The sequence below is a fragment of the Brachybacterium sp. AG952 genome (assembly GCF_004362645.1).
Classification (GTDB): Bacteria; Actinomycetota; Actinomycetes; order Actinomycetales; family Dermabacteraceae; genus Brachybacterium; species Brachybacterium conglomeratum.
This window is the reverse complement of sequence record NZ_SNXV01000007.1, coordinates 37,844-53,319: the sequence shown is the minus strand read 5'-3', so window position 1 is coordinate 53,319 and position 15,476 is coordinate 37,844. Positions and strand designations below refer to the sequence as shown.

General features: G+C 74.5%; 16 protein-coding genes. 6 read left to right on the top strand and 10 right to left on the bottom strand.

Annotation, left to right across the window (positions count from 1 at the left end; all coding sequences use genetic code 11):
- Positions 1 to 59: 59 nt before the first annotated feature.
- Both DEU31_RS15505 and DEU31_RS15500 read right to left on the bottom strand, forming a co-directional pair.
- Positions 60 to 461 carry an Rv3235 family protein gene (locus DEU31_RS15505; RefSeq protein WP_010549788.1) on the bottom strand — a complete coding sequence of 134 codons (402 nt, stop codon included), beginning with the start codon at positions 459 to 461 and terminating at the stop codon, positions 60 to 62.
- Positions 458 to 1,534, bottom strand: a complete 1,077-nt coding sequence (locus DEU31_RS15500) for a hypothetical protein (protein ID WP_133677785.1) — start codon at positions 1,532 to 1,534, stop codon at positions 458 to 460. The genes DEU31_RS15505 and DEU31_RS15500 overlap by 4 nt, the downstream gene beginning before the upstream one ends.
- 427 nt (positions 1,535 to 1,961) lie before the next feature.
- On the opposite strand from DEU31_RS15500, the gene DEU31_RS15495 reads away from it, so the two are divergent.
- Positions 1,962 to 2,507, top strand: coding sequence for a hypothetical protein (locus tag DEU31_RS15495; RefSeq protein WP_010549786.1), 546 nt, complete (start codon positions 1,962 to 1,964; stop codon positions 2,505 to 2,507).
- Positions 2,508 to 2,620: 113 nt separating this feature from the next.
- Here DEU31_RS15495 and DEU31_RS15490 read toward each other — a convergent pair whose 3' ends face one another.
- Positions 2,621 to 2,860, bottom strand: coding sequence for a helix-turn-helix domain-containing protein (locus DEU31_RS15490; protein WP_010549785.1), 240 nt, complete (start codon positions 2,858 to 2,860; stop codon positions 2,621 to 2,623).
- Positions 2,861 to 3,093: 233 nt separating this feature from the next.
- Here DEU31_RS15490 and DEU31_RS15485 point away from each other — a divergent pair, with 233 nt between their 5' ends.
- The 3 genes from DEU31_RS15485 to DEU31_RS15475 are packed head-to-tail and all read left to right on the top strand — an operon-like array spanning position 3,094 to position 5,444.
- The gene (locus DEU31_RS15485) at positions 3,094 to 3,714 is read left to right on the top strand and encodes an SAF domain-containing protein (protein WP_224765239.1); all 621 of its coding nucleotides are present in this window, start codon (positions 3,094 to 3,096) and stop codon (positions 3,712 to 3,714) included.
- Positions 3,711 to 4,985: a P-loop NTPase gene (locus DEU31_RS15480; protein WP_133677784.1), complete on the top strand. Its 1,275-nt coding sequence runs from the start codon at positions 3,711 to 3,713 to the stop codon at positions 4,983 to 4,985. Before DEU31_RS15485 ends, DEU31_RS15480 begins: the two co-directional genes overlap by 4 nt.
- A gap of 12 nt (positions 4,986 to 4,997) precedes the next feature.
- Entirely contained in the window at positions 4,998 to 5,444 is a 447-nt protein-coding gene (locus DEU31_RS15475) for a hypothetical protein (protein ID WP_126988190.1), read from the top strand.
- A gap of 10 nt (positions 5,445 to 5,454) precedes the next feature.
- Here the strand turns inward: DEU31_RS15475 and DEU31_RS15470 are convergent, their stop codons facing one another.
- Positions 5,455 to 5,961: a DUF2505 domain-containing protein gene (locus DEU31_RS15470; protein ID WP_133677783.1), complete on the bottom strand. Its 507-nt coding sequence runs from the start codon at positions 5,959 to 5,961 to the stop codon at positions 5,455 to 5,457.
- Positions 5,962 to 6,055: 94 nt separating this feature from the next.
- On the opposite strand from DEU31_RS15470, the gene DEU31_RS15465 reads away from it, so the two are divergent.
- Positions 6,056 to 7,567 (top strand): histidine kinase N-terminal domain-containing protein, encoded by a 1,512-nt coding sequence (locus DEU31_RS15465; RefSeq protein WP_133677782.1) that lies wholly within the window; start codon positions 6,056 to 6,058, stop codon positions 7,565 to 7,567.
- Between the two features lie 157 nt (positions 7,568 to 7,724).
- Here DEU31_RS15465 and DEU31_RS15460 read toward each other — a convergent pair whose 3' ends face one another.
- Positions 7,725 to 7,973 carry a WhiB family transcriptional regulator gene (locus tag DEU31_RS15460; protein ID WP_010549779.1) on the bottom strand — a complete coding sequence of 83 codons (249 nt, stop codon included), beginning with the start codon at positions 7,971 to 7,973 and terminating at the stop codon, positions 7,725 to 7,727.
- A 340-nt stretch (positions 7,974 to 8,313) separates the two neighbouring features.
- On the opposite strand from DEU31_RS15460, the gene DEU31_RS15455 reads away from it, so the two are divergent.
- A complete protein-coding gene (locus DEU31_RS15455) occupies positions 8,314 to 8,733 on the top strand; it encodes a hypothetical protein (protein WP_010549778.1) in 420 nt (139 codons plus the stop codon).
- A gap of 206 nt (positions 8,734 to 8,939) precedes the next feature.
- On the opposite strand, the gene DEU31_RS15450 is transcribed toward DEU31_RS15455, so the two are convergent.
- The 5 genes from DEU31_RS15450 to DEU31_RS15430 all read right to left on the bottom strand — a co-directional run bounded on the left by DEU31_RS15450 (position 8,940) and on the right by DEU31_RS15430 (position 15,476).
- Positions 8,940 to 11,468: an FtsX-like permease family protein gene (locus DEU31_RS15450; RefSeq protein WP_133677781.1), complete on the bottom strand. Its 2,529-nt coding sequence runs from the start codon at positions 11,466 to 11,468 to the stop codon at positions 8,940 to 8,942.
- Complete coding sequence (locus DEU31_RS15445) at positions 11,468 to 12,247, bottom strand: ABC transporter ATP-binding protein (RefSeq protein ID WP_133677780.1); 780 nt, start codon at positions 12,245 to 12,247, stop codon at positions 11,468 to 11,470. Before DEU31_RS15445 ends, DEU31_RS15450 begins: the two co-directional genes overlap by 1 nt.
- A 211-nt stretch (positions 12,248 to 12,458) precedes the next feature.
- Positions 12,459 to 13,148 carry a response regulator transcription factor gene (locus DEU31_RS15440; RefSeq protein ID WP_010549775.1) on the bottom strand — a complete coding sequence of 230 codons (690 nt, stop codon included), beginning with the start codon at positions 13,146 to 13,148 and terminating at the stop codon, positions 12,459 to 12,461.
- On the bottom strand, positions 13,145 to 14,599 hold the full coding sequence (locus tag DEU31_RS15435) for a sensor histidine kinase (protein WP_133677779.1): 1,455 nt from the start codon (positions 14,597 to 14,599) through the stop codon (positions 13,145 to 13,147). Before DEU31_RS15435 ends, DEU31_RS15440 begins: the two co-directional genes overlap by 4 nt.
- A gap of 130 nt (positions 14,600 to 14,729) precedes the next feature.
- On the bottom strand, positions 14,730 to 15,476 hold the full coding sequence (locus DEU31_RS15430; RefSeq protein WP_010549773.1) for an SOS response-associated peptidase: 747 nt from the start codon (positions 15,474 to 15,476) through the stop codon (positions 14,730 to 14,732).

The following is a 15,476-nucleotide window of genomic DNA, read 5'->3' as shown; positions in this document are numbered from 1 at the left end:
CAGTACGGGAGGAGCCCCGGGCCACGCGGCCCGGGGCTCTTCTCCTCCGATCTCGGGTCTCAGCCGATCTCGAGGACGGTCACCCTCCATCCGGAGTGGCGCAGCTCCCAGCGCATGGCGAGGAAGCGGGCACGGTCCGGCTCGCGCAGCACGCAGCTGGCCTCGACCGTGCGCTCGTTGACCACGCAGGTGCGCACGCCCGTGACCTGCAGCTGCCGGGGCGGGGCGTATCCCGTCGAGGCCCGCAGGCGGCGGGTCAGCGCCGCCCGACGCGACAGGACCTGAGCGATCTCGGGCGTGACCAGCCGCGACAGCGCGTTCGTCGGCCGCATGTCCCGGATGATCTCGACGGCCCGGCGCGCCACCGGTGCGACCATCTGCTCCACGATCAGAGGATCCTCGGGTGCCCGGGAGGCGGGGCGGAGGGCGGCGTCGGCAGGGCGCTGATCGGTGGTGCTCATGACCGGGCCTCCTCGTCGAGGGAGGCCGGCACGGTGAGCACCTGGCCGGGGACCAGCAGATCGGGATCCTCGCCGACCACGTCACGGTTCTGCTCGTGCAGCAGGGGCCAGGCCTCCGCCAGCAGCGCGGGGTCGTCCGGTCCGGGGCCGAGCACGTCGTCCGTCAGCGACCACAGCGTGTCGTCCTTCTGGACGATCACGGTCCTCGGCGGCGGTGCGTCCGCGTCGCCCCCTGCATCGCCCGCGGCCTCGTCCGTGCCCGTGCCTGTGCCCGCGGCCTCGTCGTCGCCGGCGGACGGCTGGGCGCTCCCGGTCTCCGACGGGGTCGAGCCCGCGGCGGGCGGCTCGTCGGGGGAGTCCTGCGCCGGGCCCTCCGGGGTGTCCGATGCCTCCGAGCCGTCCGGGGAACCTGCCCCGTCGGGGGCCTCGGAGCTGTCCGGGGACGCCTCGTCGGCAGGGCTCTCGGAGCGCGGCGCCTCCTGCGCCCGCTCCGGCGCTTCGGTCCCCTCGGCTCCCGTCTCCTGCGGCGTGCCCTCGTCGGAGGGCTGCCCGGGCGCGGTCGTCGGCGACTCGTCGCCCTCCCCGTCGGGGGCGGGGCTCGTCGCCGGCTCCTCGGCGGCGGGCGCAGGTTCCTCACCCCAGCCGAGGGAGGGGAGGGGCTCCCCGGCGCCGGCCTCCTGGGGCGCCTCGGGCTCCGGCGTCGCCGGCTCGTCACCGGGGAGCTCCTGCGAGGTCTGGGACGAGGCCGGGGCACTCTCCTCGAGCTGGAGCTGCTCGCTGGCCAGCGCCGGACCGAGCACCAGCCCGGTGGCGGCGGTGGCGACCGCGGCGCCCATGCTCACGCGACGGGCGAGGCGCGGGGCCAGCACCCGCAGGGCCGGCAGCAGCATCCGACCCGTCCGCCCCGCGGGGCCGGCCAGGAGGATCGCGGCGGCGAGCCCCCAGATCAGCGCGAGGTACAGGCACAGCAGCGCCCCCGCGCCGGCCAGGCCCACGAGCACCCAGCCGATCAGCTGCTCCTCGCCGTGGGCGCTGCCCGCGGTGCTCCCGAGCGTCCTCGCCGCCTGGGTCATCGCGACCGCACCTCCGGCGGCGGCGACGGCGCCCAGCGACGAGGCCCCCGCTCCCTGTGCTGCCTGCTCCCGTCCCCGGTCCCCCATGGCCTTCCCCTCGCCTCATGCTCCGCGGCGTCGGTCTCCCCGCTCGCCGTTCATCCCGATGGTGTCGTTTGATGCAGTTTGGTGCGACTGGATCGCATATGAGGAAAGGTAGCCCGATGTGATGCAGGCCGCAACTGTTCGAGGTGGCGCTGTTGATCCGGGCCGGCTGTGGAGGGGAGGTCGCCCCTCCCGGAGGACGCGCCCCGGTCCCGGTGGAACGGTCCCGGTCCCGGCGGGCTGGTCCGCGTCCCCGCCCGGAAGCGTCCCCGCCCGGACGCGTCCTCGTCCCCGATGTGCCGTCCGGGCCCGGCCGTCGCCCGGCGCGCCCTACAGTGGGCGCATGCGCTTCGAGAGGATCTTCGAGGACCTCGAGGGACGGTTCGAGCACCACGAGCAGGAGGAGCTGCGGGCCGTCTCCGAGGACCTCGCGCGTGCCGAGCGCGCCCAGCTGACCCTGGCCGACCGGCTCCGCGGTGCGGGCCGGCGCGAGCTCACCCTGCACGTCGGATCGGGGCTGCGCCTGGCGGGGGCCGTGGAGGAGGTCGGCGCCGAGTGGGTCTCGCTGCGCGAGACCCGCACTGCTCAGCGCGCCGTCGTGCCGCTCGCCGCGATCGGCATCGTGGAGGGCCTCTCCTCGCGGGCCCGGCCGGCGGAGGAGTCGCTGCGCTCGCCGCTGCGGCTGGGGTCGGTGCTGCGCGAGATCGCACGGGACCGCAGCGTCGTGCGCCTGGAGACGACCGCGGGCACCGTGCTCGGCAGGATCGCCGGTGTCGGCGCGGATGCGCTGGACGTGCTGTCGCTGCCGACGGGGGAGTCCAGCAGCGTGCCCGGCTCTGCCCGGCTCACGGTGACCATGTCCTCCCTGCTCGCGGTGCTGCCGCGCTGAGGGGAACCGGTGCGGCGCCGGCCAGGGCGGACGGGTGCGGCACGGGGGAGCCCCGGCGGCCGGGGAACGTGCTGAGCCGGCTCAGGAGCGGTCGTCGGCGGTCGCCGGGACGGTCAGGAGCGGCCCCCGGACGCGTCGCGCTCGAGTGCGCGCTCCTCCTCGAGCAGCGCCTCCGTCCGCCGGTAGCTCCGCTCGATGTAGGACTCGAGCTCGGTGACCTCGACCCGCCACTGGCCTCGGCCGCCCACCTTGATCGCGCGCAGCTCGCCGGAGCGTACGAGGGCGTACGCCTGCGAGGCCGAGATCGACAGCGTCTCCGCGACATCGGAGAGCGGGACGAAGCGTGGCGGCATCGACGATCCTTCCGGTCCGGGACGAGCAGGTCGACCCAGTCTCTCATCCCCGAGCCGACAGGCGGCGGGAGCTGTGGACGAACGCGCCGGGCAGGTTTTCCACAGTCGGGGCGGACCGCCCCCATCGAGGCCCCTACTGCCGTAATCTCCCGGAAGGCGCGCCGCGAGCGTGCCGAGGACCAGGGGACGAACGAGGGGGACGGGGGACAGCTGTGGGGGCCACTGCACCGGTGATGAGGCTGCGCGCGCCGAGATGGAAGGATCCTCGGCTGATCGTCGGGATCGTGCTCGTGCTGGCGAGCGTGCTGATGGGGGCGCTGCTCGTCTCCCGGCTCTCCGCCACGACGTCCGTGCTCGTGGCGCGCGGTCCGATCGTGCCGGGCGATCCGCTGGAGAGCGCCGACCTCGCCACCGTCGAGCTCCGGCTCGGCGACCACCGCGAGCAGTACGTCGGGACCCTCGAGGCGATCCCCGAGGGCGCGGTCGCCACGCAGACCGTCCAGGCGGGGGAGCTGGTCCCCGTCTCCGCGGTGGGGCAGAGCCAGGACGTGCCGCTGCGACCCGTGGTGATCCCGGTGGAGGCGACGGTCGCCGAGTCCGTGGTGCCGGGCTCCTCCGTCGAGCTGTGGCACACCTCGCCGTCGGTCGACGACGGCGGCACCGGCGAGGCCGAGCTGCTCGTGCCCGACGCCGTGGTGCGCCGCATCGACGAGGGGAGCTCGCTGGGCATGCGCTCGATGTCGGTGGAGGTCCTCGTGCCGGCCGACGACCTCGCCGCGGTGCTCGAGGTCCTCTCCCAGGACGAGCGCCTCGACGTGATCGGGGTGCCCGGCGCCCACGGGGTCACGCCGTGATCGACATCGTCCTGTGCGCCTCGGGCAGCGACGAGGTCCGCATCGTCCACGACCTCGCGATGGACCGCTCCCGCCCCGCGCGCGTCGTGCGCCGCTGTGCGGACCTCACCGAGACCCTCGCGGTCGTCTCCGCGGGCATAGGGGACGTGGTCCTCGTGGACCTCTCCGTGCGAGGGCTCAGCCGCGACGCCGTCGCGACGATGCTCCGCGGTGCCGCGGTGATCGGGCTGCGCTCCCGCGAGGAGTCCGAGACCACCACCGTGGGCCTGCGCCACGTGCTGAGCTCCGACGCCCCGATCGACGAGATCCTCGCCACGGTCACCGCCGCGGTCTCCGGCGGGGAGGAGCACGAGGACTGGGTGCAGGAGGCGGCCGCAGAGCCGGCGCAGGAGGCGGGACGCCTGGTCGCCGTGTGGGGGCCGACGGGCGCCCCGGGGCGCTCGACCATCGCGGCGAACCTCGCCGCGGAGACCGCTCTGGCCGGGCACGGCACGGTGCTCGTGGACGCCGACACCTACGGCCCCTCCCTGAGCCAGCTCCTCGGCGTGCTCGACGAGGCCCCCGGACTGGTCGCCGCCGCCCGCGCCCACGACCGCGACACCCTCACCGAGGAGACCCTCGACGCGCTCCTGCCCGTCGTGCAGCCCCACCTGCGCCTGCTCTCCGGCATCGGCGTGCCCGGCCGGTGGGCGGAGCTGCGGCGCGGGGCGATGGACGGGGTGTGGAACGCGCTGCGCCGACGCGGCGAGACCGTCATCGCCGACATCGGCCCCGTGCTGGAGGAGGACGAGGAGCTCAGCTACGACACCGCCGCGCCGCAGCGGAACTCCGCCGCCCTCAGCACGCTCGAGGCCGCCGACGCCGTGATCGCCGTGGTCGGCGCCGATCCCGTGAGCATCACTCGGCTGCTGCGGGACCACGGCCGCCTCGAGGAGCTCGGCGTGCAGGAGCTTCACGTGATCGTCAACCGGGTCGGTGCGCCGGTCCCCGGCGACCGGCTGCGCGACCTGATCGCCTCCCGCATGCAGGTCGACTCCCTGCACCTGCTGCCCGACGACCCCGTCGCCTGTCGCACGGCCGTGTGGGACGGCGCGCTGCTCAGCGAGGCCGCGCCCCGCTCGCCCTTGCGCCGCGGGCTGCGCGACATCGCCGCCTCGATGCTCGTCCCCGCCGCCGAGGAGGACGGAGCCGGCGGAGAGCCGGAGGCGGGAGCATCCCCGGCACCGGCGCGCGGATGGAGGGAGCGCGTGCTCGAGCGTGCCCGCCGGTGAGAGGATGACGGCATGAGGATCTACCTGCCGCTGACCGCACCGGATCGCGCCTCCCTCGAGCTCGCGAGCACCCGCCTCGAGCTCCCTGCGGGACGTGCGGCCTGGGCCGTCACCGCGTCGGCCGAGCGGGACTTCCCCGGCGAGGATCTCGAGGACCTCGAGTACGAGGCGCTGCAGGACGCCGTCCACGTCGCCTACGGCGCCGGATCCTCGACGCAGCGCGCGATGGTGATCGCCCTGGACGTGCCGGATGCGGCGATCGGCGACGCCGACGACGGCGGTGCCTTCGGCGTCCTCCTGGGCACCTCCGCCTCGGCGCGGATCGCGAGCTTCCACGTCACCGAGCTCGACGCCGCCGCGGCCGAGGCCGACGACACCGACCCCGCCCTGCTGTGGTTCGACGTCGCCGAGGCGCGCGAGGCCCTCGCCTATCTCGACGGGGCCGAGGCCGCCGGCTGAACGCCCTGCCTCAGGCGTCCGAACGGTCCCGGTAGGCCGCGGCGGAGCGCTCCTCGGCCCGCAGCACCGTGGACACGTACGGCACGGCGGCCTTCTCGATCTTCGACCCCAGCAGCGGAACCTTCGCCACCAGGTCCCCGTCGATCTCGACGTCGCTGCGCGCCTGGTCCAGGGCCGCGAGGCGCAGCGTCCCCGTCAGGCCGGCAGGGGTCCCCACCACGTCCAGGCGCATCGTGCCGGTGCGCGAGCCGTCGGGCTCGGGACCGGACCAGGACTGGACCTCCTTCACCGTCACGGCGGCGCCCACGAAGGGGCGGACGATGTCCGGGACCCGGTCCGTGGGCAGCACCAGCTCGGTCGTGACCGTGAACGACCCGGCGGGATCGCCCTCGACGTGCGAGGTCGCCTCGTTCGCACCGAGCGTCTCCCGACGGATCGCCGCGTACTCGGGATCGGCGTACATCGCGGCGGCCGAACGGGCCGGAAGGGGCAGGTGCAGGGTCTCGCGCAGCTTCATCGGGGTCCTTCCCTCGGGAGATGTCCGCGTCAGCCTAGAGCAGGCCGGCCGGGCGATTCGCGCTCACACCCGGGCCGACGCATATCCTGGCCCCATGCCGAGCCTGTCCAAGTTCCTCGCCGACAACCGTGCCCTCACCGAGAAGGAGGCGGACTGGCTCCAGCACCTCGTCGGGGACTGGAACCTCCTGTCCGATCTGCTGCGCTCCGACCTCGTGCTGTGGCTGGCGGAGGACGACGGCCCGCTCGCCGTCGCGCACTGCCGTCCGGCGACCGGATCGACCGTCTACTACGAGGATCCCGTCGGGACCGTGCGCACCGTCGGGGTCGACGGCGCGGAGGATGTCGAGGGCGCCGAGATCGCCCGGCTGCTGGCCGGGGGCGAGCCCTCCGAGGAGCCCACCCGGATCGAGCGCGAGGGCCGCAGCGCCACCGGCGTGATGGTCCCGGTCCGCAAGAACGGCCGCACCCTGGCCGTCCTCGCCGCCGAGGCGCCCGAGTCCGACAACGACCCGAGCGACAACGAGACCCATCAGCGCCGGCTCGGCGCACGCCTGCTGACGATGCTCCAGCACGGGGCGTTCCCCATCGAGGGAGCCCCGATCCCGCCCCGCCGCGGCGCGCCCCGCGTGGGCGACGGGGTCGTCGAGCTCGACGAGGCGGGAGTGGTGCAGTGGACCTCCCCGAACGCCCGCTCCGCCTTCCACCGCTTCGGGATCGCCGGCGACATGACCGGGACCACCCTCGCGGAGCTGTCCACCGAGGTGCTGCAGTCCCGCAGCCCCGTGGACGAGTCGCTGCCGCTGGTGCTGATGGGGCGGGCGGCCTGGCGCTCGGACATGCAGGCCCGGGGCGGCACCCTGTCCCTGCGGGCCGTGCCGCTGACCGATGCCGGCAAGCGCACCGGCGCCGTGATCCTGGTGCGCGACGTGACCGAGCTGCGGCGTCGGGAGCGGGAGCTGATCACCAAGGACGCGACGATCCGCGAGGTCCACCACCGGGTGAAGAACAACCTCCAGACCGTCGCGGCGCTGCTGCGGATGCAGTCGCGGCGGATGAAGACCGACGAGGCGAGGGAGGCGCTCGCCGAGGCGATGCGGCGCGTCTCCACGATCGCGCTCGTGCACGAGTCGCTGCTACAGGGCTCGGAGGAGGCGGTCCACTTCGACGAGGTGATCGACCGGTGCCTGCGCCTCGCCGTCGACGCCGCGAGCGCGACCGTGCACCGGGCGGGCAGCCCGCGTCTGACCGACGGGCAGGTCGAGGTGCGCACGGAGAAGATCGGACGGGTCGGCACGATCCGCGCCGAGGAGGCGACTCCGCTCGCCCTGGTGGTGACCGAGCTGGCGACCAACGCGGTCGAGCACGGGCTCTCCGAGACCGGCGGGACGCTCACGATCCGCAGCGAGCGGACGGGCTCCCATCTCGTGATCTGCATCGAGGACGACGGCAACGGCATGGGGGCGGCGAAGCCGACCGGTCTCGGCACGAACATCGCCCTCACGCTGGTGCAGGGGCAGCTCGGCGGCACGCTCACCTGGGAGGACCGAGGCGAGGGCGGGACCCGCGCGATCGTGGACGTCTACCTCGACCCGCTCACGATCTGAGGGGGAGGTACGGAGCCCCCGGGGTGCTCGGCGAGGGTCCCGGGGGAGGCCGACGGCACTGCCGCGGCGGTGGCCCGCGGCGCAGCCCCGGGAGCGGCTCGCGGCACGGCCCCGGGGGCGGCCTGCGACGCTGAGGAGGCGCGCCGCAGGCGAGGGGTCAGCTGGCGCGGCGGGCGCGCGCGTTGCGGCGCTTGAGGGAGCGGCGCTCGTCCTCGGACAGGCCGCCCCAGACGCCCGAGTCCTGACCGGACTCGAGGGCGAACTTGAGGCACGCCGTCATGACGTCGCACTTCTGGCACACCGCCTTCGCCTCCTGGATCTGCGTGATCGCCGGTCCGGTGTTCCCGATCGGGAAGAACAGCTCGGGATCATGGTTGAGGCACTCGGCACGGTGGCGCCAGTCCATCGTCACTCTCTCTTTCCAGGACGTCGCGCCCTGCCCCCGCAGGGGCGAGGCGCGGCGAGGGTCGCTCCCTGTGGGGCGTTCTCGGGGTCTGCGGCTGTCGACGCTCGGCCTGGTGCGCTGTGCACCGGAGGGCCTCGGCGGGACGAGCCGTTCTCCATTCTCTGCGGCTCCTGACGACCTCGACAAGAGCCTGGACCGCCGGGCCTGGTGGCACTTCCCACACCGTCGCGAGAAGTCGCGATCGGGAGGTGATGCCGGGCACGAAGCCGTTGCCACCAGGCCCTCGAGATGTCACGGGCGCTCGAGATCGCACAGGGGCCGCGGCGGATACAGTGCCCCCATGCCCACCGCGCCCGACAGCACCCGTCCCGCCGACGCCGAGGACCCCGGTCCGCGCACCCGCCCGCGGGCCGCGCTGCTGCTCGGCGTCGAGACGCTCGTGCTGGCGGCCGCGGCGACCTTCTGCTTCGTGGCGGCCTCCGGCGGCGGGATGACCGCCCGGCTCGGGGTGGGGCTGGGGATCTTCCTGCTGCTGTTCGCTGCGGGCACCGCCCTCGCCGCCCGCTCGGTGCTGGCCAAGGGCCGGTTCGGGATCGGCTTCGGGATCACCTGGCAGATGTTCCAGGCCCTGGTGGGGGCCAGCATGATCAGCTCCGGCATGGTCTGGCAGGGCGTGATCGCGCTGGTCCTCGCGATCGCGACCTTCGTGGTCCTCGCCCGGCTGGTGCGCTCCACGCCGCTGCCCTCGCGCCTGGACTGAGCCCCGCCGGGCCGCTCCCGCTCCGCCGCTCCTCGTCCGGGGCGCGCGGGCCCGTCCGAGGAGCAGCCGACTCGTGCCCGTCGAGCGCGCTGCGCGGGCGGATCCGTCTCCGACAGCGGTCGGGGCCCGTCGGACGGCGGTCGTCCGACGGGCCCCGCGGCGGTGAGCGCCTGCCCGCGCCGTCGGCCGTGTGCGCCCTCAGCGCCTCATTCCGCGGAGGCGAGGGCGGCGGCCGGGGCGGTGCGCGCGGCGGCGCGGCCCGGCAGGACCGAGGCCAGCGCCCCGGCGGCGAGGGCCAGCACCAGCACGATCACGAGACGGTCCCAGGGGATCGTGATCGAGACCGGATAGGTCGAGCCCAGCAGCGCGATGATCCCGAGCACGCCGTAGAGGGAGCCGATCAGCAGCCCCAGCACGGCGCCGACCGCGGCGAGCAGCACGCCCTCCCAGCCGAGCATCGCCCGCATCTGCCGGCGCGTCGTGCCCAGGGCGCGCAGCAGCGCGTTCTCCCCGGTGCGCTCGACCACGCCGAGGCTGAGCGTGTTGGCGACCCCGACCAGGGCGACGAGCACCGCGACCGCGAGCAGCGCCACGGTGATGCCCAGCAGGATGTCGAGGATCTGCGCGTAGGACTCGCGCTCGGCGCCGCCGGGATCGCTGCTGGCCCCCTCGAAGCCCTCGGAGGCGGAGAGCTCGTCGACCGAGGAGATCAGCTCGAACACGTCGATCCCCTCGCGCTCGGCGGTGCCGGGATCGGCGAAGTCCGCGAGCACGACCGGGGTGGTCCCCTCCCCGAGGAGCTGCTCGAGCGTCGCCGGGGTCACCAGCGACATCTGCAGGTTCGCGTCCACCTGGACGCGCAGGTCGTGGCTCTGTCCGTCGGCCCCCTCGAGGGAGAGGACCTGACCGTCGTGGACCCCGAAGCGCTCGGCCCGCTCCTGCCCGAGCAGCACGGTGCCGTCGGCGAGCTCGTCCGCCATCTCGGGACGGTGGGAGATCTCGCGCACCGTCTCCGGGGTCGCGGAGTACAGGGTCATCGGCTCCCCGGCGCCGACCTCGACGTCCCCGCGCTCGCCGGCGTGGGCCGCATCCATGCCCTCGATCGCGGCGACCTGCTCGGCGGCGTCCTCGGGCATCGCCTCCGCGGAGAGCACCAGGTCGATCGGCCGACGGGAGTCGAGCTCCGAGGTCAGGGTCGCCTCCGCGGTGCGGGCGCCGACGGTCATCATCGTCATGAGCGTGGTGCCGATCAGGAGGGCCGCGATCGTCGCCGCGCTGCGGCGCGGGTTGCGGGCCACGTTCGCCCCGGCGATCCGGGCAGGCAGCCCGCCCAGCAGCGCCCCGAGACGGGCGGCGAGGGCCGCGAGGGGCCGGGTGAGCGTGACGAGCACGAGCATCACGCCGGTGAAGCTCAGCACGCCGCCGCCGATCGCCGCGAGGATGCCGAGGGCGGCGACCCCGTTCAGGGCCAGCGCGGTCCCGCCGACGAGCGCGGCCACGCCGAGCGCCACGGCCACGAGGCCCAGCACGCCGCGCACCCCGAGCCCGCGGGTGACGGCGGGCGGCTGCGGGCGCAGCGCCTGCAGCGGCGCGACACGGGTGGCGGAGCGCATCGGGGCGAGGCTCGCGAGCACGGTGATCGCGACGCCCGCCAGCAGCGGAAGCAGCACCGACCACAGGCTCACCGGCACCGGGGCGACGCCGTTCAGCCAGCCGAGCCCGGCGGCGCCCGCGAGCGCCGCCTGGACCAGCAGGTGCCCGGCGACCACGCCGACCGCCGCGCCGAGCAGCCCGACCAGCAGCGACTCGCGCAGCACCACGGAGCGGACCTGGGCGCGGGTCGCGCCGAGGGTGCGCAGCAGCGCGAGGGAGCGGGTGCGCTGCGCGAGCGTGACCGCGAAGGTGTTCGCGATGACGACGGCGCTGGTGAACAGGGCGATCACCACGAACACGCCGAGGATCATCCCGAGCACTCCGAAGCCCTGCATGAAGTCGCCGGCGGCCTCCTCCTCGGCCTCCTCGACGCCGCGCACGGTGATGCCCTCGGCGGCGGAGGCCGAGGCGGCCTCGGCTACCGCGGCGGGGTCCTCGCCGTCGGGGACCGTGGCGAGCCAGGTGTCGGTGGTCGTCCCGGCGGTCGGCCCGAGCAGGGCGGCGGCGTTGACGTCCTGGAGCATCAGGCGCGGGGTGCCGCCGAAGACGGCGCCGGCGGGATCTGCGGCGATGCCGGAGACGGTGAGCGTCCGCTCCGCCTCCTGCGCCGGGTCTCCGCCGGCGGCCGGGCCGGAGCCCTCCACGGTGATCGGGTCGCCGACCCCCGCCTCGAGGGCGTCGGCGGCGGAGCGGGAGAGCACGATCTCCGACTCGGTGCCGGCGGCGGAGCCCTCCTCGAGGGCGTCCTCCTGGCCGGGCGGGAGCATCGTGGCCTCGAAGAAGCCATCGCCGCTGGTCGAGCTCGCCTCGAGGTAACTGCGGGGCGCGGGCCACACGGCCTCGGTGCCCTCGACCTCGGGGGCCGGAAGCGGCTCCTCGGAGGCCCAGTCCTCGTCGGACAGCTCGCGCTGGATCTCCAGGTCCGCGCCCTCGTATATCTGGGAGGCCTGGGAGCGCAGGGAGGCCTGCATCAGGTTCCCCGCCAGCACCATGATCGCGACGAAGGCGCAGGACAGGGCGATGGTGACGACCGCCGCGAGGTGGCGGCGCACCGGGGTCAGCTTCACGGTGGAGCGGGCCATCAGCGCTGCTCCTTCCCGTGAGGCACGGAGCGCGCGGTCCGCGTCGCGCGCAGGTCCTCGTCGGAGGCGATCCGGCCGTCGGCGAGGGTGAGGATCCGGTCGGCGCGCTCGGCGGCGTCGCGCTCGTGGGTGACCATCACGACGGTCTGGCCGAACTCGTCCACCGAGAGGCGCAGGAAGTCCAGCACCTCCTCGGTGGTGCGGGAGTCGAGGTTGCCGGTCGGCTCGTCGGCGAAGACCACGGCCGGGGAGGTGACCAGCGCGCGGGAGATCGCCACGCGCTGGATCTGTCCGCCGGAGAGCTGGGAGGGCAGATGGTCGAGCCGGTCCGCGATGCCGAAGGCGGAGGTGAGGGTGTCCAGCCAGGCGCGGTCCACGCGGGTCCCGGCGAGCTCGAGGGGGAGCAGGATGTTCTGCTCCGCGGTCAGCATCGGCAGCAGGTTGAACGACTGGAACACGAAGCCGATCCGCTCGCGGCGCAGGCGGGTCAGGGCGTCGTCGCGCAGCGAGGTGATCTCGGTGCCCTCGAGCTCGATCGAGCCGGAGGTGACCTCGTCGAGGCCGGCGAGCACGTGCAGCAGCGTCGACTTGCCCGAGCCGGAGGGGCCCATGATCGCGGTGAAGGCGCCGCGGGCGATGTCGAGGTCCACGGCGTCCAGCGCCGTGACGGTGCCGGCGCCGCTGCCGTAGGTGCGCGTCACGGCGCGGGCGCGCAGCGCGACGGGGTCACCGGAGGTGTCGGCGGAGGGCGGGGGAGCGGCCTGGGCGGCGGTGGTCATCGGGAAGTCCTTCGCGACGGGGTCATGATGTCGACCCCGATGCTTCCCGAGCGCCGGCACCGCGGTCATCAGCCCCCGGTCGCGGCCTCGCGGACCGGGGGAGACCGAGGGAGGGGAGGCCGTCATACCCAGGGATGACGCGGCCCCGACCGCCGGCCGTGCGGCGCGAGAGGGCGGGCACCGCGAGCCGGGGCCCGGCGATGCCTGCGGCTCACTGCTCGCCGGGGGTGACCAGCCCGGTCTCGAAGGCGATGATCACGGCCTGGACCCGGTCGCGGGCGCCGAGCTTGGCGAGGACCCGCCCCACATGGGTCTTCACCGTCGCCTCGGCGACGAACAGCTGCGCGCCGATCTCCCGGTTCGAGCGGCCCCGTCCCATCAGGGTGAGCACCTCGCGCTCGCGCTCGGTGAGCTCCGCGAGCACGGAGGTGTCCTGCTCGGCGGGCTCGGGGGTGGAGACCACCCGTTCGAGGAGCCGTCGGGTCGCCGACGGGGCGATCACCGCGTCACCTCGGTGGACGGTGCGGATCGCGCCGAGGAGGTCCTCGGGCTGGGCGTCCTTGAGCAGGAAGCCACTGGCCCCGGCGCGGATCGCGGCGACCACGTACTCATCGAGGTCGAAGGTGGTCAGCACGATGATCTTCGGGGCCCGCTCGACGGGCAGCCGCTCCAGCAGGGTCGAGGTCGCCTCGATCCCGTCCATCCTCGGCATCCGCACGTCCATCAGCACCACGTCGACGCTGCGGGCGGACAGCTCGCGCACGGCCTCGGCGCCGTCGGTCGCCTGCAGCACGACCTCCATGTCGTCCTGGGAGTCGATCACCATGGCGAAGCCGGTGCGCACCAGCGGCTGGTCGTCGACCAGGGCGACGCGCAGGGGACGATCGGCGGTCTCGGTCATGGGGTCTCTCCTCGAGGATCTGTCACGGCGTGGTCGGGGGCGGTGCCCGGGGCGGGCGTCGTGCCGGACGCCTGGTTCGGGTAGGGGGAGCGGAGGAGGCCGGGCGGGGTCTCCGGGGCGCTCGCGGGGGTCGCGTACGGGGAGGCGGGCGTCGCAGCGGTGTCCGTGTCGGGGCCGCCCGGCAGCGGCACGGTCGCCCGCACACGGTAGCCGCGGGAGGGCAGCGGCCCGGCCTGCAGCGTCCCGCCGAGCACGCTCATCCGCTCCCGCATCCCGGTGAGGCCGTGGCCGAGTCCGTCGGAGGTCGGATCGGTGCCCTGGCCGTCGTCGACGACCTCGATGACGAGGCCCTCGGTGGCGCGGACCAGGCGCACGGAGGCGCTCGCGCCGGGTCCGGCGTGCTTGAGCACGTTGGTCAGCGCCTCCTGCACCAGGCGGAACACGGACATGCCGACCGACGGGGGGAGCTGGCCGAGGGAGCCCTCGGACTCGAGGTCGACCTCGAGGCCCGCGGCGCGGACGCGCTCGAGCAGCTCGGGCAGCTGCTCGGGGCCGGGCTGGGGGCCGAAGCTGGTCTCGTCCTCCTGGCGCAGCACGCCCAGCAGGGAGCGCATGTCCGCGAGCGCGGCGCGGCCGGTCTCGCCGATCGTGCCGAGCACCTCCACGGCCTTCTCCGGCTTCTGGGAGGCGACGAAGCGCCCGCCGTCGGCCTGCGCGATGATCACCGAGAGGGAGTGTGCGACGACGTCGTGCATCTCGCGGGCGATGCGGGCGCGCTCGTCGGCGACGGCGAGCGCGGTGCGCTGCTCCCGCTCGCGCACCGCCTGCTCGGCCCGGTCGCGGGTCAGGGCGAGCTGGCGCACGCGGGCCCGCTGCAGGTTGGCGAGGGCCCAGATCGCGATGATCGTGATCGTGCCGATGATGCCCAGGCCCACGAAGGTGATCGCCCCCTGGCCGAGGCCGCCGTACTCGCCGAACAGCGCGGCGATCCCGAACCAGCTCGCCTGGACGAGCACCCCGAGCATCCCCGCGGCCACGCCGATGAGGTGCACGGCGGTGGTGCCGTAGGCGACGGCGCAGAACATCGCGTAGAAGGTCATCGCGTCGCCCGCGACGACGGGGGTGCCGAGCAGCACGTGGGAGATGGCGAGCACGCCGATCACGATCACTCCCAGCAGGGGGCGGGTGCGGCAGACCGCCCCCGCGAGCACCATCGGGACCGAGAACAGCATCCACCAGCCGGCACCCCCGGCGCCGACGCCGAAGAGCAGCATGAGGGCAGCGGCCGTGCCAAAGCCGATCAGGTCGACGGTGCCCGGGTTCTCGATGATCCAGCGGAACGGGTCGCGCAGGCCTCCGCGCGCACCGGAGTGCCCACGGGGGCGCGCAGCGGTCGCCCGGTGGGCGGGTGCGGGCTCCGGGGACGGGGCGGAGGGAGACGGGCCGGTCATGTCCACGAGCGTACGGGCGGGGCGGTGCCGCGGCGTCAGACCGCAGTCGGACGGAAGGGCCGTGTGCCTGCGGGGCCCGTCACACGTGCGGCTCTCGCGTCCCGGCGGTCCCGGCCCCGTGACGCTGCGGTCACAGCAGGCGCTGCGGCCCTTCGAGCAGCTCGGGGCCGTCGTTGCCGACCTTGCCCACGGCCGGATCGACCTCGCGCACGGCCAGCAGCGAGTCCTCCAGCAGATGGGAGTCGTCGTTGATCCAGGCGGCGGCGGCTTCCTTGTGATCCATCGAGGTGTCCAGCCAGGCATCGACCTGGTCGCGCGGGAGCATCACCGGGGTGCGGTCGTGGATCCGGGCGAGGTCACCGGTGGCCTCGCGCGTGATGATCGTGGCGCTCAGCAGGAACGCGCCGTCGTCACTGGCCGCGGGACCCTCGTGGCCACCCGGACCCTTCCACCAGGAGACCAGGGCTGCCATGTACAGGCTGGAGCCGTCGGCCGGGGCGATGAAGTACGGCTGCTTGCGCTTGCCCTTCTCATCGCGCACCCACTCGTAGTAGCCGTCCATCGGGACGATCGCCCGGTAGCGGGAGAGGCTGCCGCGGAAGCTGGGCTTCTCGCCGAGGGTCTCGCGGCGGGCGTTGAAGGTGCGCGAGGAGAAGGACTCGTCCTTCGCGAAGGCCGGCAGCAGACCCCAGCGGGCGACCCGCAGCGCCCGCAGCACCTCACCCGTCTCCTTGTCGATCGACTCGGTGACCACATGGATCGGGGCGGTCGGCGGGATGTTCCAGCGCGAGCGCAGGCGCGGGTCCTCGAGATCGACGGCCCCCAGGTCGTCCAGCAGCGGATCGATCTCCTGGAAGAAGGCGAAGCGCCCGCACAT